The sequence below is a fragment of the Actinoplanes sp. NPDC051475 genome (assembly GCF_040689425.1).
Lineage (GTDB): Bacteria > Actinomycetota > Actinomycetes > Mycobacteriales > Micromonosporaceae > Actinoplanes.
Genome location: NZ_JBFAZZ010000005.1, coordinates 366686 through 388458, shown reverse-complemented (window position 1 = coordinate 388458; position 21773 = coordinate 366686). Strand labels below are relative to the sequence as shown.

Genomic DNA, 21773 nt, shown 5'->3' with positions numbered 1-21773 from the left:
AGGCCCTCCCTCACCTGTAGTTGGGCGCGTTGGTCTGGTGCATGGCGGCTTCCTCGGCCGAGGGGCCGCCGCCGGCCGAGCCCGCGTCGTAGGCGACGCTGTCCGGCTCGTCGTCGGTGCCGTAGCCCTCATCCGGCTCCACGAGGCGGCCCACCGGCCGCGGGGAGTCGTCGTCGAGCTGGCCGTCGTCGTAGAGGGAGACCGGGGAGTTCGGGTCCGAGGTCGGGCTCTCGCCCCAGACGTCCGCGTCCAGGCGGCGCTGCTCCGGGTCGTCGACGGTCTCGTCGTACGGGTCGCGGCGCGGCGGGAGCGGGTCCTCGGCGCCGACGTCGGGCTCCTCCTGGCGCAGGCGGTGGTCGAGCGATTCGCCCTCGCGCTGCTCCTCCGCCGTGTCGCCGAAGCGGTTGGAGCCACCCGGGCCGACGCCGGGAAGCGCCGCCGGGTCGGGGCCGTCGGACCAGCGGGGGCTGTCCACCTCGTCGTACGCGTTCGAATCGTCGTCCGCGGTGTCGGGCAGGCCGGACGCCTCCGGGTCGGAGACCTCGGTCGGGAAGTCGTCGTCTCGCATACCCGCTGCTTACCCCCGGGTGTGGCCGGCCATGCCTGTGCAGGGCACATCGTCGGCCTGCTCGTCGGTGCCGTTCAGAGACGCCCACACGACCTTGCCGTCGGGGACCGCCAGGCTGCCCCAGTTGTTCGCCACCGAGTCGATCAGGAGCAGGCCGCGGCCCCCGTACGAGGTGACCGGCACGGGGTCGCCGGAGAAGCGGGGCAGGTGGGGGGAGCGGTCGCGGACGGCCACGGTCATCCGGCCGCCGTGCAGGCCCAGGAGGACCGTCATCGCCGTACGGGCGTGAGCGATCACGTTGTTGACCATCTCGGTGACGACGATGCATGCCGGGCCGGCCATGTGGGCCAGCTCCCAGCGGGCGCACGCCTCGGTGACCAGCTCCCGGGAGCGCCGGGCCGCGCCCATGACCGGCTCCAGGGCGGCCGTCAGGAAGTGCTCGGGGGCCGGCGCGCCGAGCGCCGCGAACGCCTCGTCGGTGGTGGGCCAGATCGGCAGGCCCGTGTCGTGCCACGGCGTGGTGTCGCCGGTGGCGCAGAGGGCCAGGTGGGCGCAGGGCCAGTCCGAGGTTTCCCGGGCGACGTCCTGCAGCACGGCCACCGCCTCCGGGCGTCCCACGGCCAGGTCGCGGACGTCGACGACGAGCGCCTCCGGCTGTCCGGCGAGAACCTCGAGCAGGGCGGAGCGCACGGCGGGGCCGGAGTCGGCGTCGAGCACCCCGGCCAGCCGGACGACCGGGTAGGCCTGTCCGCCGTCGACCAGGTGTTGGACCTCGCTCGGCATGATCACTCCAATGAGGATAATTCACGACGGTGGGGACTTGGGTGCCTCCACCTCCGCATGTGCAGCTCGAGGTGGGTCGTGAATTACCCTCATGGTGCACAACGCGTACGGCTTTCGCATTCCGCGAGCTCTCGGTACTTTAGGGTGATTTGCGGTATTTGGTGCATAAGCGAAGCATGGTCATGCGCTCGATGTACCCCACGCGCTGCGGCTCATGCACAGATCTCAACGGGCGGCCGGGTGGAGGCGGGTGCGCTCGGCACGCCTGCCGGACGGCGGCCGGGCGGTCGCGTGGTGGTGCTGCGGCTCGGCGTACCTGGTCAAGGCGATCACCGCGGCGAGCGTGACGACGAAGCCGGCCGCGGCCAGCCACTCGCGCCCGGGCTGGATCCGGTCGCCGAGCAGCAGCAGGCCGACGACGGCGGCCGGCACCGCCCCGGCGGCGTCCATCGCGGCGACCGCGGCGGTGGTCGACCCGCGCTGCATCGCCAGGCCGAGCAGGAGCTGACCGACGATGGAATGGGCGATCAGCAGATAGAGCAGCGGGTCGGTGCAGAAACCCCCGACGGACTGCTCGACCGCCAGCGGACGGGCCGCGATCGCCGCCGCCGAGAACGCGATGCCCGCCAGCGAGCCGAGCGCGACGGATCCCATCGCGCCGTGCAGCCGTACCGCGAAGAAGCCGAGCACGGCGATCACCCCGACCGCGACCGCCAGGCCGATCACCCCCGCGGTCCCGAGCTGGCGGGAATGCGCCGGCTGGGCCGACAGAACCAGCGCGGTGATGCCGCCGAGCAGCACCGCGAGCAGCGCCACCTCGGCGACCGGCAGGGTCCACTTCAGCACCACGACGCCGAGGATCGCCGTGACGCCGAGGCCCGCCGCCACGCTCGCCTGCACGAGGAACAACGGCAGGTCCCGGCGCGCCAGGAACGCGAGGACGAAGCCCAGGACCTGACAGAACAGCCCGAGCAGATACGTACGGTGACAGGCGAGTCGCACGAGCAGCTGAGGATCGAAGGTGTGATGGACGCTGGTGCGCGTCGCCGCCATGGACTGGAGCAGGTTCGCCACCCCGTACGCGGCGATCATCGCAGCGAGGAAGAGCCAGCCCGCGGACATCACCTGAGCGAGGATAGACCAGCTTCCGAGGCGTCCGGAGGTCGAACGGCCCGTCAGGCCGCCCGGCCGCGCGCCAGCCGGCCCAGGATCTCCTCGTGCAGGTGGCCGTTCGTGGCGATGGCGCTGCCGTCGCCCGGCGCCCGCTGCCCGGCCAGGTCGGTGAAGGCGCCGCCGGCCTCGGTGACGATCGGGATCAGCGCGGCGACGTCCCACAGCGAAAGCTCGGGCTCGACCATGACGTCCAGCGCGCCCTCGGCCAGCAGCATGTAGCCGTAGAAGTCCCCGTAGGCCCGGCTGCGCCAGGTGGCCCGCATGAGGTCGAGCACGGGCTCGAGGTAGCCGGCCTCCTCCCAGCCGGACAGGCTCGAGTAGCAGAAGCTGGCGTCGCCGAGCTTGCGGACGCCGGAGACCGAGATCCTGGTGGCGGCCCGCTGGTGCTTGCCCGCGTACGCGCCGTGCCCGAGCGCGCCCCACCAGCGGCGGCCCAGCGCCGGGGCGGACACCAGCCCGGCGACCGGCCGCTCGCCATCCATGAGCGCGATGAGCGTGCCCCACACCGGCACGCCGCGGATGAAGTTCTTGGTGCCGTCGATCGGGTCGATCACCCAGTGCCGGTTCCCCGCCCCGGCCGGCGCGGTCGAGCTGCCGAACTCCTCGCCGATGACGCCGTCGCGCGGGCGGGCGCGGGCCAGCGTCGCCCGGATCGCCTGCTCGACGGCGGTGTCGGCGTCCGAGACCGGGGTGAGGTCCGGCTTGGACTCGACGTGCAGGTCGAGGGCCCGGAACCGGGCCGTGGAGATGGAGTCGGCGGTGTCGGCGAGCAGGTGGGCGAGCGCGAGGTCGTCGGCATAAGAAGCCATGCGGGCAAACTAGCCGATCGTCACTGAGGCTGGTCGCGGACGTCCAGCTCGCCGGCGCGGCTGCTGAGAAGCCTCCGGTACGACGCCAGCCGCCGCTGATCGGCCTTGCCCGCCGTGACCCAGGCATCCAGGGCACAGTTGAGGTCGGCCGCTGTGTGGCCGCAGTTGGGCGGGCAATCGACCGTGCCCTCGACGAGGTCGGGGAAGCCGTGCAGCAGGCTCTCGGCGCTCACGTGAGCCAGGCCGAAGCTCCGGATCCCGGGCGTGTCGATGATCCAGCCCGGGTCGCCCTTCTTGCGGACCCGCGGCAGGCGCAGCGCGACCGCGCTGGTCGAGGTGTGCCGGCCCTTGCCCACCGCGCTGACCACGCCGACCGCCCGCAGCGCGTCCGGGACCAGCCGGTTCACCAGCGTGGACTTGCCGACACCCGAGTGCCCGACCATCACGGAGATGCGGTCGGCGAGGTGCTCGCGCAGCTCGGCGAGGTCGCTGTCCGGCTGGACCAGGACGTACGGCAGGTCGAGCTCGGCGTAGTAGTCGAGCACCTGGGCGGGCCCGGCGAGGTCGGCCTTGGTGAGGCACAGCAGCGGCTCGACCCCGGCGTCGTACGCGGCGACCAGGCACCGGTCGATGAAGCCCGTACGCGGCGGCGGGTCGGCCAGCGCGCTCACGATCACCAGCTGATCGGCGTTGGCCACGACGACCCGCTCCAGCCGGCCCTCGGGCGTCGTGTCGTCGTCGTCCGCCGTACGGCGCAGCACCGAGGTGCGCTCGGTGATCCGCACGATGCGGGCCAGCGCACCCGGGTCCCCGGAGACGTCGCCGACCAGCGCGACCCGGTCGCCCACGACGACGGACTTGCGGCCCAGCTCGCGGGCGCGCATCGCCGTGATGATCTCGGCCTCGCTCTCGGCGTCCTCACGCACGCAGCCGTAGCGGCCGCGGTCGACGGTGATCACGAGCGCGTCGATGGCGTCCTCGTGCTTGGGCCGGGTGCGGGTACGCGGGCGCGACGATCTGCCCGGACGGATCCGGACGTCGTCCTCGTCGTACTCCCGTTTGCGCGCCGGCAGCGTCAGCCCCCCGTCACCAGGCCGGCCCAGAGTTCGGGGAACTCGGGCAGGGTCTTGGACGTACACGCTACGTCGGTCAGGGTGATGCCCTCCACGGCGAGGCCGATCACGGCGGCGGCGTGGGCCATGCGGTGGTCCGCGTACGTCTCGAAGGTGGCCGCGCGCAGCGGGCCGGGGGTGATGTCGAGCCCGTCGGGGTGCTCGACGACCCCGGCGCCCACCTTGTCCAGCTCGCGGGCGAGGGCGGCGATGCGGTCGGTCTCGTGGCCGCGAATGTGCGCGACACCGTGCAGCGACGACGGCGAGCCGGCGAGCGCGGCCAGCGCCGCGACGACCGGGGTGAGCTCGCTGACCTCGGACAGGTCGGCGTCGATGCCCTTCAGCCGGCCGGTGCCGCGCACGGTGAGCCCGTCGTCGCCCTGGCTCACGTCGGCGCCGAGCTCGGTGAGCAGGCCGCCGAGCACGCCGACCGGCTGCCAGCTGTCGCGCGGCCAGCCCGCCAGCGTCACCGTGCCGCCGGTGACCACGGCGGCCGCGAAGAACGGCGCCGCGCCGGAGAGGTCGGGCTCGATCTGCCAGCTCTGCCCGCTCAGCGGGCCCGGCTCGACGGTCCAGACGTCGGGGGCGCTGTCGTCGACGACGGCTCCGGCGGCCCGCAGCATGTGCGTGGTCATCCGCAGGTGCGGCGCCGACGGCACGGGCGGCCCGTCGTGGCGCAGCACGAGGCCCTTGGTGCAGCGGGCGGCCGACAACAACAGGCCGGACACGAACTGGCTGGAGCCCGAGGCGTCGATGACCGCCGTGCCGCCCTCGAGCGCGCCGGTGCCGCGCACGACGAGCGGGAGGCCGCCGCTGGGCGAGGCGTCGATGTCGGCGCCGAGGGACCGCAGCGCCTCCACGATCGGGCGCAGGGGGCGGTTGCGGGCGTGCGGGTCGCCGTCGAAGGTGACCGTACCGTCGGCGAGCGCGGCCACCGGCGGCGCGAACCGCATGACGGTGCCGGCCAGGCCCACGTCCACCGTGGCCGGACCGCGCAGGGGCCGTGGCTCGATTGCCCAGGCGTCGGGCCCGGACGTGTCGATCGCCGTACCGAGCGCCCGCAGCCCGTCGGCCATCAGCGTGGTGTCGCGGGCGCGCAACGGCCGCTGGATCCGGGAGGGACCGTCCGCGAGGGCGCTGAGCACCAGGGCGCGCGCCGTCATCGATTTGGAGCCGGGCAGCCGCACGGTGGCGGCCACGGGTCCCTGGGCGAGGGGCGCGGTCCACGGCCGGGCTTCTGCGGTCACGGCACCATTCTGCCGTGCCCTTTCGGGGACTTTGCTTCGGTACGGCCAGACGGGTCAGCGAGCGCATCGGCCCGGGCGTAGGGTCTGGGAGCATGTGCGGGCGATACGCGACGACGAAGAGCGAGGCCGACCTCGGCGAGCTCTTCGACGCCGTTGCCGTGGCCGAGGCGCCCGCCGCCAGCTGGAACGTCGCACCGACCGACCCGGTGCCGCTGATCCGCATGTCGCAGCGCCACGAGGCGCGCGTGGTGGACACCGCCCGCTGGGGTCTGGTGCCGCCGTGGGCCACCGATCTGCGCGCCGGCGTTCGCATGATCAACGCCCGGTCCGAGACCGTGGCCACCTCCCCGGCGTTCGCGGCGTCCTTCGAGCGCCGCCGCTGCCTGGTCCCGGCCGACGGCTGGTACGAGTGGGTGCGCACCGACAAGCAGCGCCAGGCGTATTACATGACCCCGCTCGACTCGTCGGTCCTGGCCTTCGCGGGCATCTGGACGATGTGGCGCGGCGAGACGCTGACCTGCAGCGTGCTGACCACGGCCGCGCTCGGCGGGCTGAAGGCGGTGCACGACCGCATGCCGCTGATCCTGCCGGGGGAGCGCTGGGAGCCGTGGCTGGCCGGCGGCGGCGACCCTGGCGACCTACTGCGCCCCCTGTCCGAGGCCGCGCTGGAGGCGATCGAGGTGCGCGCGGTACGCCCGGACGTCGGCAACGTGCGCCACAACGGTCCGCAACTGACGACCCCCGAAGCGGCCCCCGAAGCGGCTCTCGAGAAGGCGGCGACCCTGTTCTGACGGGTCACAATTGAAGATCGAAAAGGGCGCCCGAATTGCCGGTTCCCGGCAAAACGTGAGGGATCTTTGCCCTTATTGCCGGCATTTCTCACTGGCAATTGTGTTTCGAGATAGACAAGACCCTTGTTCTGATCTTCCTCCGTGCGATAGAAACCAGCGCCGGATGTGGTGACGGTGCGCACGGTGCGGACGCGTCGCCACGGCTTTACCGGTACCCACGGGGGAGGTGGGCTGATGACACGTGCTCGTATGCCGCGTCCACACGAAGTCGCCATCGCAAGGCGTGACCCGAGGCTTCTCGGGGCGATCCGGGAACGCAGGTCCGACGAGGCCTGGCGGACCCGCGGCGCCTGCCGCAGCGTCGATCCGGAAACCTTTTTCCCGGCTCCGAACGAGCCCACCGAGGGCGCTGTGACGCTCTGCGGGAGCTGCGACGTCAAGGGGCCGTGCCTCGCGTGGGCGCTCCAGGTGGGCGACTGTCACGGGGTCTGGGGCGGCACCACGCCGCGGGAACGGCGCGCGATGCTCATCGCCTGGCGCGAGCGGGTCCAGCCGGACGGCGACCCGGTCGACGACGGGCCGGACGAGGAAGATCGCCGCCTGCTCACCCTGGAGCCGGTCAGCCGGTAACCATAGGAGCTGTGCGCAGCTTCGAGTTCGACACACCGCGGGGAACGGCGCGGGTCCAGGTCGTGGACCCCGCCGGCCCGCCCGTCAGCATGCTGGTGCTCGGCCACGGCGCCGGGGGTGACGTCGACGCGCCCGACCTGACCGCCGTGCGCGACGCCGCCGTCGCCGGCGGGGTACGGGTGGTTCTGGTGACCCAGCCCTACCGGGTCGCCGGCCGCCGCGCGCCGGCACCCGCCGGCCACCTCGACGAGGCGTGGACCGCCGTCGTGGGCGAGGTCCGCGACGACGACCTGCCGTTGATCGTCGGCGGCCGCTCCAGCGGGGCCCGGGTCGCCTGCCGCACCGCCTCGGCGCTCGGTGCCGCCGGCGTCCTGGCGCTGGCCTTCCCGCTGCATCCACCGGGCAAGCCGGAACGCAGCCGGGCGGACGAGCTGCCGGCCGCCCTGCCGACGCTGGTCGTCAACGGTGACCGCGACCCGTTCGGCACGCCCGGGGCCACCGGCGCCGTGGAGGTCGCCGTACGCCCGGGAGCCGTCCACGACCTCCGCCGCGACCTGCCCGGCACCGCCGCGGTCGTGGCCGAGTGGTTGCGCCGGCACCACTGGGCGCGGTAAGTCGGAATGCGGACATGCAAGTTGCGGTTACACCACCCGGAAGGCAGTACGTCGGAAGGGGTAGTTGAGGTGCGAGCCGGATTCGCCGAGCGCGACGGCCTACAGGTGCGCAGGGTGCAGCAGCTCCTGCATTCACCCGTATGGCCCGCGGTGTCACCGGCGCTTGTCCCCCCATCGGTGAGCGTGAGCACACCGGCGGTTTTTGAAACTGCTGACGGGGCACTACCCGTATCCTCGGCGGGGCGGTCGAGGGGAGACGTGCGGGTGACGCCAACAGAGCGGGTAGGACGCGGCGAGCGGACCGACGAGCGCAGAGCGCGCTTCGAGCGGGACGCGCTGCCGTTCGTCGACCAGTTGTACGCCGCGGGACTGCGCATGACGCGCAACCCGGCGGACGCCGAAGACCTGGTGCAGGAGACGTTCCTCAAGGCGTTCTCCGCGTTCCACCAGTTCGAGGAGGGCACCAACCTCAAGGCGTGGTTGTACAGGATCCTGACGAACACATACATCAACTCGTACCGGCGCAAGCAGCGGCAGCCCGTGCAGGCGCCGACCGAGGAGATCTCGGACTGGCAGCTCGCGTCGAGCGAGTCGCACACGTCCGTGGGCCTGCGCTCGGCCGAGACCGAGGCGCTGGACCGGCTGCCCGACAGCGACATCAAGGACGCGCTGCAGCAGCTGCCCGAGGAGTTCCGCCTGGCCGTCTACCTCGCCGATGTCGAGGGTTTCTCGTACAAGGAGATCGCCGACATCATGGGTACGCCCATCGGAACCGTCATGTCCCGCCTGCACCGTGGCCGCCGCAACCTGCGCAAGCTGCTGGAGCAGTACGCCATCGACCGGGGCATCACCCGCAGCTCCGGCACGCCCGCCGCACAGGAGGCGTGAGCGACGTGAGCGACGAGGACCACAAGACCGACTGCAGCGTCGTCATCAGCGAGGTCTACCTGTATCTCGACCTGGAGTGCAGCGACGAACGCCGCAAGCTGATCCAGCGTCACCTCGACGACTGCTCCGACTGCCTGCGCGAGTACGGCATCGAGCACGAGGTGAAGGCGCTCGTCGCTCGCTGCTGCGGCGACGAGACCGCGCCGCGGGAGCTGCGCGAGCGGCTCCGGCTGAAGCTGAGTGAGTACGTGGTCGAGGTCGAGAGCCACGAGTACCTGCCGTAGGCACAGCCCGACAGACCGAAGGGGCCCGCAGCGAATGCTGCGGGCCCCTTCGTCGTCACCCCACGGCTCAGGAGTTGGGACGCTTGCCGTGGTTGGCGGAGCTCTTCTTCCGGGCCTTCTTCTTGCGAGCCTTCTTGGCCATGTGGTTCTCCTGTTGTCGCGCGGTCCAACCCGCCGATCCTAGTGGGTCAGTCGGGTGGGCCGACCGGTGCTCCCTGTGCCGCCGGGCTGTCCGCGGACTCGCCCGGCACTCCGGGGCCCCCTTCGTCCGCCTGGTGCACCTCGTCGTAGGAGAGGTCGCCTCCGGCATCCTGGCCGGGTTCGGTCGTGGCGTCCGGGCCCGACGCGCCGGGGTCCGCGACGCTGCTGAGGTCGTCGTTCGGATCGGTCATACCCCGATGCATACCCACCTCGGAGGCTCTAACGCTTGCCGAGCGGGACCACGAGGACGGCCTCGGTGCCGCCGCCGGCGCGGTTGCGGAGCTCGATGGTGCCGCGCAGCTCGCCGGTCGCCAGCGCGCGGACGATCTGCAGGCCGAGGCGCCCGCTCGCGTCCGCGACGAAGCCGTCCGGCAGGCCCTGCCCGTTGTCCGCGACGGTCACGTGCAGCTGTTTGCGGAAGCGGTGCGCCGAAACCACCACCTCGCCCGCCGGCCCGGACGGGGTGACCGACGGCTCGCCGTCCTCGGCGGGGGACGGGAAGCCGTGCTCGACCGCGTTGATGAGCAGCTCGTTGAGGACCATGACGAGCGAGGTGGCGATCTCGGCGGGCAGCACGCCGAACGTGCCCTCGCGGCGCATCTTCACGGTGATCTCGGTGGCGGCGACCTCCGTGGCGGCGGTCGCGACGCGGTCCACGATGCCGTCGAACTCGACCGCCTCGTCGCTGGACATCGAGAGGGTCTCGTGCACCAGGGCGATCGAGGCGACCCGGCGTACGGACTCCTCGAGGGCCATCCGCGCCTCGGGGGCGTCGACCCGGCGGGCCTGCAGGCGCAGCAGGGCCGCGACGGTCTGCAGGTTGTTCTTGACCCGGTGGTGGATCTCGCGGATGGTCGCGTCCTTGGTCATCAGCGCCCGGTCCCGGCGGCGGACGTCCGTCACGTCGCGGACCAGCACCAGCGCGCCGATCGGCACGCCCGCCGGCTTCAGCGGCAGGGCGCGCATGAGCACCGTGGCGCCGCGAGCCTGGACCTCCTGGCGGGGCGGTGCCTCGCCGCGCAGCGAGGTGAGGATGCGCTCGGCCGCGTCCGTACCCTCCAGCGGGTCGGCGGCGAGCCGGCTGGACAGCACCGACAGGTCCTCGCCGACGAGGTGGGCGTTGAAGCCGAGCCGGCGGTACGCCGACTGCGCGTTCGGGCTGGCGTAGGTGACCTTGCCGCCCGCGTCCAGGCGAATCAGGCCGTCGCCGACGCGGGGCGCCGACGTGTGCTCGCCCACATGCCGCGGTGGCGGGAACGTGCCGTCGGCCACCATCTGCGCCAAATCGTCCGCGGTGGTCAGGTAGTTGAGCTCGAGCTGGCTGGGCGTACGGGCGGTGGAGAGGTTGGTGTCGCGGCCGATGACGGCGATGACCTCGATGTTCTCGTCCTCGCCGCGCAGCCGCACCGGGATGGCCTCGTGGCGGGCCGGGGTGTCGCCGTACCAGACCGGATCGCCCTCGCGCCAGATGCGGCCCTGGGCGTACGCGATGTCGAGGTGGGCGACCTCCGGGCCACCGACGATCTTGCCGACCTGGTCGTCCTGGTACGCCGTCGGCGCCGTGGTCGGGCGCACCTGGGCGACGCACAGGAACGCGCCCGGCTTGCCGGACTCGGCCCGTACGGGCACCCAGAGCAGCAGGTCGGCGAAGGACAGGTCGGACAGGAGCTGCCAGTCGCCCGCGAGCCGGGTGAGGTGGTCGATGTCGGCCGGGCCGAGGCCGGTGTGCTCTTCGGCGAGATCGCGCAGCGTGGACACGGACCAAGCCTGCCATGCCCACGCGCGGCGACGTTTCAGAGTGTTGCGGTGACCTTCATCAAACCGCGGGGTGCGTCCGGGTCCTCGCCGCGGGCCAGCGCCAGCGCGAGCGCGAGCTTCTGCAGCGGGAGGATGTCGAGCAGCGGGGCGTACCGCTCGTCGACCTCGGGCACGGCCAGGCGGCCCGCCGCACCGGGGATGTCGTGGGAGCCCACGGTGACGACGTCCGCGCGGCGCTCGCCGAGGCGGGTGACCACGTCGGCCATCGAGCCGCCGCCGGGGCCGCTGCCCACGACGGCCAGCACGGGGACGTCCGGGTCGGTCATCGCGAGCGGGCCGTGCAGCAGGTCCGCCCCGGAGAAGGCCAGCGCCGGGAGGTACGAGGTCTCCATCAGCTTCAGCGCGGTCTCGCGGGCCGTCGGGTACGCGTACCCCCGGCCGGTGGTGACCATCCGCGACGCGAACCGGTAACGCTGGGCCAGCTCCTCGGACCCGCGCTCGCCGAGTGTCTCCTCGGCGAGCTGCGGCAGCTTCTCCAGCGCGGCGCGCTCGTCGGCGGCCGGCATGCCGTCGCCGTTGCGGATGCCCTCGACGAGCAGGAGCAGGGTCAGCAGCTCGGCGGTGTACGTCTTGGTCGCCGCGACCGCACGCTCGTGCCCGGCGGCCACGTCGACGGACAGCTCCGCGGTCGAGGCCAGTGTGGAGGCCGGGTTGTTGGTCACGGCGAGGGTGAGGGCGCCACTCTCCCGGGCGACTTTCAGGACCTCGGTGAGGTCGGGCGAGCCGCCGCTCTGGCTGACGCCGACGACGAGCGCGCCGGTCAGGTCGGGGCGGGCGCCGTACAGCGTGATCGCGCTGGGTGAAGCAAGCCCGACCGGGATGCCGAGGCGGATCTCGGTGAGGTAGGCGCCGTAGAGCGCGGCGTGGTCGGACGTGCCGCGGCCCACGAAGACCACGTGCTTGGGCCGCTGCTCCGCGATCCGGGCGGCCACCGTGGCGATGGCCGCTGCCGGCTCACCCTCGAGCAGCCGCGCGTAGCCCGCCGGCTGCTCCGCGATGTCGGCCGCCATGCCCTGGCCTCGCTGAGTCACTGGACCCGTCTCTGGACCCGTCACTGGACCTCCCATGCTGCGCACTCTCGCTCGAACGGTGCTCATTCTTGCACGTTTCAAGGTCGTATCGCAACGCAATGAGCATTACCGCGCAGGTGGACGGGACTGACATATCGAGCGTCGTCGCCTAGGCTCGCGTCGGTGGCACACCGCGTGCCATCGACGCGCGCAAGGCCCGGCACCGTCGCCGCCCAGGCCTCGCGCGCGGTGAGGGAAGGCATGGGCCATGGACGACCCCCGGCGCTCCGCCGATCGCGACCTCGAGCAGGCGCGTGCCGCCCTCGAGCGTGGCGAGATGCACCACGCCGCCGATCACCTGGCCGGCGCGATCGCGCACGCGCCGACCCTCCCCGAGATCCACGAGCTGCTCAGCCACCTGGCCGCCCGCGCGGACGGCGGCCTCGAGCTCTTCCCGCTCGAACAGCACGCCTTCGTCGGCACGGTGGTCGCCCGGGCGCACCTGCTCGCCGCCGCCGGTCGCCCCGAGGACGGCCTGCCCCTGCTCGCGGCGGCCAGCGGGCACACCCCCGACGTGGACTGGGCGGGCGTGCCGTGGGTCAGCGATCCCCAGCTCGGCGCCCGCATGGAGCCCGGCCTGCTCGCCCGGATCGTCATGCAGCTGTGCACGGCGGTCGGTGATCCGGCGCCCGAGGCGGGCCAGGCGGCGCTGCGGCCGTACCTGACGCTCGTGCGGCACGCCGTGCGGGCCCACGCCGATCACGCCATGCTGCTCGGCGCCGGCTCGGCGCTGGCGCGCCGGCTCGGCGAGGCCACGCAGGCGGTGGAGTGGGCGGCTCGGGGAGCGCGGCTGCGGCCGTCGAAACTGGCGGAGATCTGGCTCGGGTACGCGTACCGCAGCGCGGGCCGCATCCCGGAGTCCCTCGCGGCCCTGCGCCGGGCGGTGATGTACGACCCCGACGACCTCTCCGTCTATGCGGACATCGCCGGCACCCTCGCCGACCACGGGCGGCTGGACGACGCGCTGGACTGGATCGACCGGGCGCTCGCCAAGAATCCCGAGGACGACTGCGCGGTGCACACCGGCTACCGCCTGCGCTACCGGGCCGACGGCGACCTGGCCCACCTCGTACGGCTCGCCGACTTCCAGCGCGACCACATCGACGACACCCACGAGCACGCCGACCTGGCCGAATGCTGCGCCGACCACCCGTGGCTGAGCCGGGTGCCGTCAGCCGTCGACACGCCGCCGGACCCGGACCGCGAGCCCTTCGTGTGCGACCCGCCGAGCGCCGCGGCGGTGGAGCGGCTGCACCGGGTGGCCCACCCGCTGTGGGCGCACCCGCCGGCCGCGTACGACGCCGCGCTGGGCCTGGTGCTCGTCGAACCGGAGGACCTGCTGGCGCTGGTCGCCCACCCGCCGCCGGCGCCGGACGACGAGGTCGGCCGGGCCCTCGCCGCCCACGACCCGGTCCTGTGGGGCCGGTGCGCGCAGGCCTGGGCCTGCCTCGGGATGCTGCACCACAGCACCGAGGAGCCATGGGCCGACTCGACCCGCCGGCACCTCCTGGTGGAGCTGGCGACGGGTGGCCTCGACCGGATCACGGAGGCGGCGCTCTTCGCGCTGGTCACCTACGCCTGGGTCGACCCGTCGGCGCGGCCGGACGTGGCCGCGCTGGTGGCCCGCCGCCTCGACGAGGCCGCGGCCACGGCCGGGCTCGCCTGGTCGCTCGCGCACCTGGCGCTCGCCACGCCGGACGTGGCGCCGGCGGTCCGCGAGCGCGCGGCGGCCATCATCAAGGCGGAGGAGAACTACACCGGGCCGCTGATCCCGCGGCAGCGCAACGGCCGGGCCGGCCGGCTGCGCCGCTGGCTCTCCGGCCGCTGATTCGTCGCCCGCGTTCAGCCGATGACGGCGATGAGGTCGCCTTCCTGCACCACGTCGCCCTCGTTCACGGCGAGCTGCTGCACCACGCCGTCGGACTCGGCGATCACCGGGATCTCCATCTTCATCGACTCGAGGATCACCAGGGTGTCCCCCTCCGCGACCTCGGCGCCGGTTGCGGCCACGATCTTCCACACGTTGGCCACCATCTCGGCACGGATCTCGTCGGCCATGGTGTCGTCCTCCTCGTCGGCGCTGTCGGGGTGACCGTATCCAATCACGGTCCGCTCATGGGTGCTATCGGCGGATGTAGAGAGCGATGGTGAAACCCTCCAGACGGGTCTCCATCACCTGGTCGTACCCGGCCGCCAGCGCCGCCCGTTCCGCGGGAGTGAGCTGGTCCGTCAGCCCCGCCCGGCGACCGGTCTCCAAATTGTCCGCGCTCACCGTCCACACGCGCCCCGCGCCCCGCAGGCAAGCCGCCGGGTCCGCGCACTCGGTGGCCCACAGCGAGGCGTTCGCCACCTCGTCGGCCTCCAGCAGCACGTCCCGCGGTACGCCGTCGCCGAGGTGGTAGCGCAGGGCGATGTCGGTGAACTGCCAGCCCTGGCGCGGCGCGTAGACGATGCCGTCCCCCGGGCGGGCGTTCGCCTCGATCACCCGCGCCGCCTGCCGGTAGTCGAAGGGGGAGTGGCTGCGCCGGATCTCGTCCTGCACGGGAAGGCCGATCAGCGCGAGCACCACCACGACCGCCAGCCCCAGCGGCAACCGGAGCCGCGCCAGGGTCTGCCCCGCCAGGGCGCACAACAGGGGCACCACGAAGAACAGGTAGCGGCCCACGAACATGGGTGTGACCAGCTGGTCGACGGCGTACAGGACGAGCACCGGCAGCAGCGCCGAGAGGAACAACGCCACCGCCGTACGGTCGCGGAGGGTGGCCACCGCCAGGGCGCAGACCGCCCCGCCGAGCACACCGGACAGGAAGATCGTCTGGGCGACGGTCGCGAGGTCGGCCGGTTCCGCGGCGAAGAGCCAGTTCAGCTGCCGGCCGTGCTGCCCGAGGCCGAGCAGGATGAACGGCAGCGCGCCACCCATCGCGAACGTCGCCGCGGGCAGCCACCGCAGCAGCAGTCGCCGGTTCGTCGCCACCACCGCCACCGCATGCCCCAGCAGCAGCAGGAGCGCGACCTGGTGCGACCACCCCAGACCCAGGACCGCTGTTCCGTACGCCAGCCAGCGCCGCCGCCGCGGCAGCTCCAGGGCCCGGAGCAGCAGCAGAGTCGACAGGGCGGCGAACAGGGCCGCGAAGGCGTAGACGCGCGCCTCCTGCGCATAGCGGGACACCACCGGCACGGCCGCGACTACCAGCCCGGCGAGGAGTGCGGCCCGCGCGTCCCACAGCCGGCGGGCGAGCAGACCGGTGACCGCGGCGGTGGCCGTGGCGGCGAGCAGCGACGGCAGTCGCAGCGCGAGCGTCGAGTCGCCGAACAGGCCGATCGTCACGTGTTCGAGCAGGTAGTACGGCACGGTGACGCCGTCGATGTGCCGGCCCAGCGCGAAGATCTGCGGCACCGTCCGCGTCGCCGCGCTCCACGTGGCGAGCTCGTCCCGCCACAGCTGGGGCTCCGCCGCCCGGTACGCCACGACGAACGCGGTGACGATCGCCGGCGCCAGCCAGCAGAGCAGCCCGGCGACACGATCCACCCGGACCGTGTCGCGTACGGCGGGTGCCGGCAGCGGCGGTGCCGCACGCGTCAGCGTCGTCTGCACAACTCCAGAGTCGCAGCTCAGGCTGTGCGCCGCTCATAGGTTGCGATAGTGCCCAACGGAAGAAGCCAATAGCCGGTGCGCCGGTACTCCGCGGCGAACTTGGCCCGCAGCACGTCACCCATGTCGGCCATCGGGTCGCCGGCGCGGCGGGCGCCCACGTACCAGACCCGCGCGGTGTCGAAGCAGGTCAGCTCCGGGCACTCGACCCCGTCCAGGCCGCCCGCCTCGGCCGCCGAGCGGCGCAGGAGCACGTCGGCGGGCTTCGGGTGGTGGCGCAGCTCGTAGTCCAGGCCCGCGCGCAGGGACCAGGTGCCGATGCGGCCGTACACGACACCGTCGCCCGGTTGCTGCCCGGCCGCGACGATCGCCGCCGCCCGGCGGAAGTCCATCCCGCCGTGCGCGTCCGGCTCGCGAACGAGCTGATGGGTCTCGAACCCGGTCGCGACGATCAACAACAGGGCGGCGACGGTACGCCGGCGCAGCCTCTGCAGCGCGACCGCCGCGAGCAGGGCCAGCGGGACGATCACCACCAGCGCGTAGCGCGGCACCCACAGCGGCGACGTGACGAACGAGACGGCGATGAGCACGACGGGCGGGAACGCAGCCAGGGCGGCCATCTCGCCGACCAGCAGCGGCTGGTGCCACCGCGCGGCGAAGGCGAGGCCGATGATCAGCAGGCCGGTGGTGGGCGCCCCGAAGATGACGCCCGGCGCGATGAGTACCTGGTGCAGGTCCATCGGGGTGATCCACTCGAGCTGCGTGCCACGCTGGCTCAGGCCCAGCCGGATCAGCGGGGACACCAGCGCGATCGCGGCCGCGACTGTCACCGGCCAGCGGACCGCCGGCCGCCGGTCGCGCCCGGCCCACCAGCGGACGGCCACCGCGACGGCGTGCCCGGCCAGCACCAGCAGCCCCATCATGTGGGTGTAGCCCAGCAGCGTCACAGCCGTCCCGTACGCGGCGAAGCGCCACCACGAGGGTCTGCCCAGCGCCACGTAGAGCAGCAGGGTGGCGAGAACCGCGAAGAAGAAGGCGATCCCGTACGCGCGTGCCTCCTGCGCATAGCGGGACACCTGAGGCACGGCGGCGACGATCAGCGCCCCCGCCAGCCCCACACCGGGACCGAACAACCGCCGCCCCAGCTCACCGACCAGCCCCACGCCCAGAACGACGGCGATCAGCGAGGGCAACCGCAGCATCGCCACCGAGTCGCCGAACGCGGCGGACCAGAAATGCAGGAAGAGGTAGTACGGCGCGATGACGCCGTCCATCGTGCCGGCGAAGTCGACGATCTGCGCCGGCGTGCGCTCCGCGGCCGACCAGGTGGCGTGCTCGTCCCACCCCAGCGCCGGCCGGGTGAGCCCGATCCCCCCGACGACGACCATCGCGAGCGCCGGCAGCACGGACGGGACCAGAACCGGCCAGAATGCCCGGTCATGTGCCGTCTCGACGGTTTTCGGGTCGGCCTCGAGCACGAAGGTCACGGTCACGACGTCCGGTTCTACCGCGCCTTCATGAATCGGAGACCCTGAATGAGGTACGCGGAGATGAACGCCGGCCGGGGGTGGCCGCCGACACACTCCCGAAATCTGGACCGCACTGGCCCAGAATGGCCGCCCGTGAGAGGCTTACCGGCATGACCGCTGCAGTAGACCGCCGCTTCGTGGCCCGGCGCCACGTCGACTACGGCCGTGTCCGCAGCGCGATGTGTCCGGCTTCCTGACGCCGCCCGACTGATTTTATCGGGCGCGCGCGACGCGCCGGCTTCCTCCAGACACTGATGTCGCGAGCCCTGCCGTGAGCGTCACCGCGTGTCCACGATTCTTCGGAGGAACGCCGACATGGCGCCCAGCAACACCCCCGCAGCACCCGCCGTCCGCCCCCGCAAGGCGCGCGGCGAGGGTCAGTGGGCGCTCGGACACCGCGAGCCGCTGAACCCGAACGAACGGATCAAGAAGGACGACAACCCGCTCAACGTCCGGTCCCGGATCGAGAACATCTACGCCCACACCGGCTTCGCGGGCATCGACCCCCAGGACCTGCGCGGACGTTTCCGCTGGTGGGGCCTCTACACCCAGCGCAAGGCGGGCATCGACGGCGGCCGTACGGCGGTGCTCGAGCCCCACGAGCTCGAAGACGAGTACTTCATGCTCCGGGTGCGCATCGACGGCGGCGGCCTCAACCTCGCCCAGCTGCGCACCATCGCGCAGATCTCCACCGAGTTCGGCCGCGACTCCGCCGACATCACCGACCGGCAGAACATCCAGCTGCACTGGATCCGCATCGAGGACATGCCGGAGATCTGGCGCCGGCTCGAGGCGGTCGGCCTGGAGACCACCGAGGCGTGCGGCGACTGCCCGCGCGTCGTGCTGGGCAGCCCGGTCGCCGGCGTCTCCACCGAGGAGGTCGTCGACCCCACCCCGGCCATCGACACGATCGTCGAGCGCTACCTCGGCGACCCCCGCTACTCCAACCTGCCGCGCAAGTTCAAGACGTCCATCTCGTGGCTGGCCGACACGCCGCACGAGGTGAACGACATCGCGCTGCTCGGCGTCGTACACCCGCAGCACGGGCCGGGCTTCGACCTCTGGGTCGGCGGCGGGCTCTCCACCAACCCGCGGCTCGCCGAGCGGCTGGGCGTCTGGGTGCCGCTCGAGGAGATCCCCGACGTCTGGGAGGGCGTCGTCGGCATCTTCCGCGACTACGGCTACCGGCGCCTGCGCAACCGCGCCCGGCTGAAGTTCCTGCTCGCCGACTGGGGCGTGGCGAAGTTCCGCGAGATCCTCGAGAAGGAATACCTCGGCCGCGCCCTGGTCGACGGGCCGCCGCCGGCGCTGCCCGAGAAGCCGATCGACCACATCGGCGTGCACAAGCAGGTCGACGGGCGAAACTACGTTGGTGCCGCCCCCGTCGTCGGACGCTCCTCCGGTACGCAGCTCAGCCGGCTGGCCGACCTGGTGGCGGCACACGGATCAGACCGGGTGCGCCTCACCCCGTACCAGAAGCTGTTGGTCCTTGATATCGCCGACGACCAGGTGGAACCGCTCGTCCGAGGCCTGCGCGGGATCGGGCTGGAGGCCCGGCCGTCGGCCTGGCGCCGCGGCACCATGGCCTGCACCGGCATCGAGTACTGCAAACTCGCGATCGTCGAGACCAAGGCCCGCGGCGAGGAGCTCGTGGCCCGCCTCGAGGACCGGATCAAGGACTTCGACGCCGACATCTCGATCCACATCAACGGCTGCCCGAACGCCTGCGCCCGCACCCAGGTCGCCGACATCGGGCTCAAGGGCCAGCTGGTCCTGAACGCCCACGGCGAGCAGGTCGAGGGGTTCCAGATCCACCTCGGCGGTGCGCTGGGCATGGCGCAGGGCCAGACGGCCGGCTTCGGCCGCAAGGTGCGGGGCCTCAAGGCCACCGCCGAAGAGCTTCCCGAGTACGTCGAGAGGCTCGCTCTTCGCTACCTGGAGGGGCGCACCGACGGCGAGGCGTTCGCCGACTGGGTCGTCCGGGCAGACGAGGAGTTGCTGAAATGAGTGACGCCAGGAGTACCCCGCTGTACTGCCCCTACTGCGGCGAAGAGGACCTCTATCCCAACGAGGCCTCGCACGGGGCGTGGGAGTGCCACTCCTGCGCCCGAGTCTTCACGGTCAAGTTCAACGGGCTGCTTTCCAAGGGAGTGAACCGATGACTGTCGTGACCGCCGCCGGCCTCGGCCTGGTGACCCTCGGGTCCCCGGCCACCCCGGCCGACCCCGCCCGCCGATCTCCCGCCCAGTTGTCGTCCCTGGCCGCCGAGGGCGCCGCACTGCTGGCCGATGCGCCGGCCGAGGAGATCGCGCGCTGGGCCGCGGCGACCTTCGGAGACCGCTTCTGCGTGACCAGTTCGATGGCCGACGCGGTCGTGGCGCACCTGTTCTCGCGCGCCGCGCCGGGCGTCGACGTCGTCTTCCTCGACACCGGCCTGCACTTCCCGGAGACGCTGAAGATCCGCGACATCGTCGCCAAGACCATGAACGTCAACGTGCGCTCGATCCGGCCGCGGATGACGGTCGGCCAGCAGGACGGCGAGTTCGGGCCGCGGCTCTTCGCGCGCAACCCCGACGAGTGCTGCTTCCTGCGCAAGGTCGAGCCGCTGGAGCGGGCGTTGGCGGACTACGACTCCTGGGCCACGGGCCTGCGTCGCGACGAGTCCCCGACACGTGCCAACACCCCGGTGGTGGCGTTCGACGCCAAGAAGGGAAAGGTCAAGGTCAACCCGATCGCGGCGTGGACACAGGCTGACGTCGACCGGTATGTGTCGCGGTGGAACGTGCCGGTGAACGAGCTCTTCAAGAAGGGGTTCGGGTCCATCGGGTGCTGGCCTTGCACACGGCGTACCAAGGCGGGGGAGGACCCGCGGGCGGGTCGCTGGGCGATGTTCGAGAAGACCGAATGCGGCCTGCACCAGTGATCCCTCCGGCGCGCTTGTCCGGGCGTGCCGTTGAGTCGTCGCTTTGTCCTGCCAGGGCTGGTGCAGTCGTGCTCGTGGCGCATGGGAGTCGGGATCCGCGGGCCGGGCAAGCCACGGAGGCGCTGGCTGCGGCGGTGCGAGCGCGGCACCCGGAGTGGGATGTCCGGGCGTCGTACCTCGACCACAGCGTGCCGCGGCCGCGTCAGGTTCTCGCGTCGCTCGCGGCCGCCGGGTATCGGCGCGCGGTGATGGTGCCGCTGCTGCTCACCTCCGCCTATCACGGCAGGGTCGACGTCCCCGGGGAGATCACCGCGGCGCGGGCCGACGGGGTTCGGCTGGATGTGGAGCTGGCGGATGTTCTGGGGCCGGTCGAGGGCCGGGTGCCGGGTCAGCTCCTCGACGGGCTGGTCAGCCGATTGCCCGGGGGCGGGGCGGGTCTTGATGCGGTGGTGCTGGCTGCGGCCGGGACACGGAATGCCGCCGCTCGGGGAACCGTGGAACTTGCGGCCGGTGAGCTAGGGGCTCGTCTCGAGGTGCCGTGCCGGGTGGCGTACGCCTCGGCGGCGCCGCCGCTCCCGGGTGATGCTGTTCGGGAGCTTCGGGCGGCTGGGCATGAGCGGGTCGGTCTGGTGTCGTATTTCCTTGCTCCCGGGCTGCTGTGGGACGCGGCGGTGGCTTCTGCGCGGGAGGCTGGGGTTGGTGTGGTGGCTGAGCCGTTGACTGACGCTGCCGAGGTGGCGGAGTTGGTCGTCGAGCGGGTGGCCGACGCTGTGGGCCGTAGGCCGGCTCTGCGCGCTGCCTGACGGTGCCTCGCCTGGCCTTGTGATCGTGCCTCGCGTGGTCTTGGGCCGTGCTTCGCGTGGTCTTGGGCCGTGACTCGCGTGGTCTTGGGGCGTGACTCGCGTGGCTCGGGCCGTGCCTCGGGTGGCCTCGGACCGTGACTCGCGTGGCCGGGCGGGCTTCGCGTGGCCTCGGACTGAGCGCCGCGGCCCGGCGGTGGTCTCGCGCGGGCTGGCTGAACCTACTGCTGGCGGCGGTTCAGTTGGTCGGGGAAGGCGTCACGGGCTTTGCGGAAGGTGCGCGGGGACGGACGACACGCCGGTTTGGGGGTGAATGGCCGTGGTGGGGCTCACCCGCGGCCCTGCGAATCTGATTCGCGTCTTATCCGGGTTCGGGTTCGGGTTATGACGTGGGTGACAGTGCGTGGTGTCGATGATCACCGGGGTGCGGGGTTGCCGGGGCGGGAAACGGGTGATCCGCAGCAAAGCCCGTCCACATCGGAGAGTGAGTAGGCGAAGACTAATGGTGTCAAGGATTGCGATGATTTCGAGATGATTTCGCGAAGGTTCGTGATCTCATTCCGACCCTGGTTCGCGATTGCGTGGCGTAATCAGTCGGGAACTTTGGATGACTCCGGACAGCACGACGCCCCGGCACCGACTGGGCCCGGGGCGTGAATGCTGTGAGGGGATTGTTCAGGCGGTGGGAGCGCCGACCCGAAGGCCGCCGCGACGCTTCACGGCGCGCCGCTCGTCCTCGCTCATACCGCCCCATACGCCGGCGTCCTGACCCGACTCGAGCGCCCACTGCAGGCACGACTCGGTCACGGGGCACCGGCGGCACACGGCCTTGGCCTGCTCGACCTGCAGGAGCGCGGGGCCGGACGTCCCGATCGGGAAGAACAGCTCCGGGTCCTCGTCGCGGCAGATCGCATCGTGGCGCCAGTCCATGGCGGCAACAC

At 72.3% G+C, this 21773-nt stretch carries 22 protein-coding genes; 9 read left to right on the top strand and 13 right to left on the bottom strand.

Going from position 1 to position 21773, the window contains the following annotated elements:
• Positions 1-10: 10 nt before the first annotated feature.
• The 6 genes from AB0368_RS13470 to aroA form a co-directional block, all read right to left on the bottom strand.
• Positions 11-568, bottom strand: coding sequence for a DUF5709 domain-containing protein (locus tag AB0368_RS13470; RefSeq protein WP_366154117.1), 558 nt, complete (start codon positions 566-568; stop codon positions 11-13).
• A 9-nt stretch (positions 569-577) separates the two neighbouring features.
• Complete coding sequence (locus tag AB0368_RS13465) at positions 578-1351, bottom strand: ATP-binding protein (RefSeq protein ID WP_366154116.1); 774 nt, start codon at positions 1349-1351, stop codon at positions 578-580.
• A gap of 225 nt (positions 1352-1576) precedes the next feature.
• Entirely contained in the window at positions 1577-2476 is a 900-nt protein-coding gene (locus tag AB0368_RS13460) for a hypothetical protein (protein ID WP_366154115.1), read from the bottom strand.
• A gap of 50 nt (positions 2477-2526) precedes the next feature.
• Positions 2527-3333: a histidinol-phosphatase gene (gene hisN / locus AB0368_RS13455; RefSeq protein WP_366154114.1), complete on the bottom strand. Its 807-nt coding sequence runs from the start codon at positions 3331-3333 to the stop codon at positions 2527-2529.
• Between the two features lie 20 nt (positions 3334-3353).
• Entirely contained in the window at positions 3354-4406 is a 1053-nt protein-coding gene (gene rsgA / locus AB0368_RS13450; protein ID WP_366154192.1) for a ribosome small subunit-dependent GTPase A, read from the bottom strand.
• A 2-nt stretch (positions 4407-4408) separates the two neighbouring features.
• Positions 4409-5692 carry a 3-phosphoshikimate 1-carboxyvinyltransferase gene (gene aroA / locus AB0368_RS13445; protein ID WP_366154113.1) on the bottom strand — a complete coding sequence of 428 codons (1284 nt, stop codon included), beginning with the start codon at positions 5690-5692 and terminating at the stop codon, positions 4409-4411.
• A 92-nt stretch (positions 5693-5784) separates the two neighbouring features.
• On the opposite strand from aroA, the gene AB0368_RS13440 reads away from it, so the two are divergent.
• The 5 genes from AB0368_RS13440 (at position 5785) to rsrA (ending at position 8899) form a co-directional block, all read left to right on the top strand.
• The gene (locus AB0368_RS13440; protein WP_366154112.1) at positions 5785-6483 is read left to right on the top strand and encodes an SOS response-associated peptidase; all 699 of its coding nucleotides are present in this window, start codon (positions 5785-5787) and stop codon (positions 6481-6483) included.
• A gap of 234 nt (positions 6484-6717) precedes the next feature.
• Complete coding sequence (locus AB0368_RS13435) at positions 6718-7113, top strand: WhiB family transcriptional regulator (RefSeq protein ID WP_366154111.1); 396 nt, start codon at positions 6718-6720, stop codon at positions 7111-7113.
• Positions 7114-7124: 11 nt separating this feature from the next.
• On the top strand, positions 7125-7727 hold the full coding sequence (locus tag AB0368_RS13430) for an alpha/beta family hydrolase (protein WP_366154110.1): 603 nt from the start codon (positions 7125-7127) through the stop codon (positions 7725-7727).
• A 69-nt stretch (positions 7728-7796) separates the two neighbouring features.
• Positions 7797-8615, top strand: coding sequence for a sigma-70 family RNA polymerase sigma factor (locus AB0368_RS13425; RefSeq protein WP_366154109.1), 819 nt, complete (start codon positions 7797-7799; stop codon positions 8613-8615).
• Positions 8616-8620: 5 nt separating this feature from the next.
• Positions 8621-8899, top strand: a complete 279-nt coding sequence (gene rsrA, locus AB0368_RS13420; RefSeq protein ID WP_366154191.1) for a mycothiol system anti-sigma-R factor — start codon at positions 8621-8623, stop codon at positions 8897-8899.
• A 188-nt stretch (positions 8900-9087) separates the two neighbouring features.
• Here the strand turns inward: rsrA and AB0368_RS13415 are convergent, their stop codons facing one another.
• The 3 genes from AB0368_RS13415 to AB0368_RS13405 are packed head-to-tail and all read right to left on the bottom strand — an operon-like array spanning position 9088 to position 11928.
• Positions 9088-9291 carry a hypothetical protein gene (locus AB0368_RS13415; RefSeq protein WP_366154108.1) on the bottom strand — a complete coding sequence of 68 codons (204 nt, stop codon included), beginning with the start codon at positions 9289-9291 and terminating at the stop codon, positions 9088-9090.
• A 28-nt stretch (positions 9292-9319) separates the two neighbouring features.
• Complete coding sequence (locus AB0368_RS13410; RefSeq protein ID WP_366154107.1) at positions 9320-10858, bottom strand: histidine kinase N-terminal domain-containing protein; 1539 nt, start codon at positions 10856-10858, stop codon at positions 9320-9322.
• A gap of 35 nt (positions 10859-10893) precedes the next feature.
• Positions 10894-11928 (bottom strand): SIS domain-containing protein, encoded by a 1035-nt coding sequence (locus AB0368_RS13405; protein ID WP_366154106.1) that lies wholly within the window; start codon positions 11926-11928, stop codon positions 10894-10896.
• Positions 11929-12196: 268 nt separating this feature from the next.
• Here AB0368_RS13405 and AB0368_RS13400 point away from each other — a divergent pair, with 268 nt between their 5' ends.
• Positions 12197-13816, top strand: coding sequence for a tetratricopeptide repeat protein (locus AB0368_RS13400; RefSeq protein WP_366154105.1), 1620 nt, complete (start codon positions 12197-12199; stop codon positions 13814-13816).
• 14 nt (positions 13817-13830) lie between these two features.
• Here the strand turns inward: AB0368_RS13400 and AB0368_RS13395 are convergent, their stop codons facing one another.
• The 3 genes from AB0368_RS13395 to AB0368_RS13385 form a co-directional block, all read right to left on the bottom strand.
• Positions 13831-14046, bottom strand: coding sequence for a biotin/lipoyl-binding carrier protein (locus tag AB0368_RS13395; RefSeq protein WP_366154190.1), 216 nt, complete (start codon positions 14044-14046; stop codon positions 13831-13833).
• Between the two features lie 64 nt (positions 14047-14110).
• Positions 14111-15583, bottom strand: coding sequence for a glycosyltransferase family 39 protein (locus tag AB0368_RS13390; RefSeq protein WP_366154104.1), 1473 nt, complete (start codon positions 15581-15583; stop codon positions 14111-14113).
• A gap of 17 nt (positions 15584-15600) precedes the next feature.
• Positions 15601-17073 carry a glycosyltransferase family 39 protein gene (locus tag AB0368_RS13385; RefSeq protein ID WP_366154103.1) on the bottom strand — a complete coding sequence of 491 codons (1473 nt, stop codon included), beginning with the start codon at positions 17071-17073 and terminating at the stop codon, positions 15601-15603.
• Positions 17074-17424: 351 nt separating this feature from the next.
• Between AB0368_RS13385 and AB0368_RS13380 the strand changes: the two genes are divergently transcribed.
• The 3 genes from AB0368_RS13380 to AB0368_RS13370 all read left to right on the top strand — a co-directional run bounded on the left by AB0368_RS13380 (position 17425) and on the right by AB0368_RS13370 (position 20835).
• Positions 17425-19116, top strand: a complete 1692-nt coding sequence (locus AB0368_RS13380; RefSeq protein WP_366154189.1) for a nitrite/sulfite reductase — start codon at positions 17425-17427, stop codon at positions 19114-19116.
• Between the two features lie 151 nt (positions 19117-19267).
• A complete protein-coding gene (locus tag AB0368_RS13375) occupies positions 19268-20032 on the top strand; it encodes a phosphoadenylyl-sulfate reductase (RefSeq protein ID WP_366154102.1) in 765 nt (254 codons plus the stop codon).
• 74 nt (positions 20033-20106) lie between these two features.
• Positions 20107-20835: a CbiX/SirB N-terminal domain-containing protein gene (locus AB0368_RS13370; RefSeq protein ID WP_366154101.1), complete on the top strand. Its 729-nt coding sequence runs from the start codon at positions 20107-20109 to the stop codon at positions 20833-20835.
• Between the two features lie 672 nt (positions 20836-21507).
• Here AB0368_RS13370 and AB0368_RS13365 read toward each other — a convergent pair.
• Positions 21508-21762: a WhiB family transcriptional regulator gene (locus tag AB0368_RS13365; protein ID WP_043524653.1), complete on the bottom strand. Its 255-nt coding sequence runs from the start codon at positions 21760-21762 to the stop codon at positions 21508-21510.
• Positions 21763-21773: the final 11 nt, after the last annotated feature.

Coding starts and splice junctions, on each gene's coding strand:
- hisN (WP_366154114.1), bottom strand. CDS start 3,333: ATGGCTTCTTATGCCGACGACCTCGCGCTCGCCCACCTGCTCGCCGAC.
- AB0368_RS13365 (WP_043524653.1), bottom strand. CDS start 21,762: ATGGACTGGCGCCACGATGCGATCTGCCGCGACGAGGACCCGGAGCTG.
- AB0368_RS13415 (WP_366154108.1), bottom strand. CDS start 9,291: ATGACCGATCCGAACGACGACCTCAGCAGCGTCGCGGACCCCGGCGCG.
- AB0368_RS13440 (WP_366154112.1), top strand. CDS start 5,785: ATGTGCGGGCGATACGCGACGACGAAGAGCGAGGCCGACCTCGGCGAG.
- AB0368_RS13470 (WP_366154117.1), bottom strand. CDS start 568: ATGCGAGACGACGACTTCCCGACCGAGGTCTCCGACCCGGAGGCGTCC.
- AB0368_RS13405 (WP_366154106.1), bottom strand. CDS start 11,928: ATGGCGGCCGACATCGCGGAGCAGCCGGCGGGCTACGCGCGGCTGCTC.
- AB0368_RS13400 (WP_366154105.1), top strand. CDS start 12,197: ATGGACGACCCCCGGCGCTCCGCCGATCGCGACCTCGAGCAGGCGCGT.
- AB0368_RS13380 (WP_366154189.1), top strand. CDS start 17,425: ATGGCGCCCAGCAACACCCCCGCAGCACCCGCCGTCCGCCCCCGCAAG.
- AB0368_RS13465 (WP_366154116.1), bottom strand. CDS start 1,351: ATGCCGAGCGAGGTCCAACACCTGGTCGACGGCGGACAGGCCTACCCG.
- AB0368_RS13435 (WP_366154111.1), top strand. CDS start 6,718: ATGACACGTGCTCGTATGCCGCGTCCACACGAAGTCGCCATCGCAAGG.
- AB0368_RS13375 (WP_366154102.1), top strand. CDS start 19,268: ATGACTGTCGTGACCGCCGCCGGCCTCGGCCTGGTGACCCTCGGGTCC.
- AB0368_RS13395 (WP_366154190.1), bottom strand. CDS start 14,046: ATGGCCGACGAGATCCGTGCCGAGATGGTGGCCAACGTGTGGAAGATC.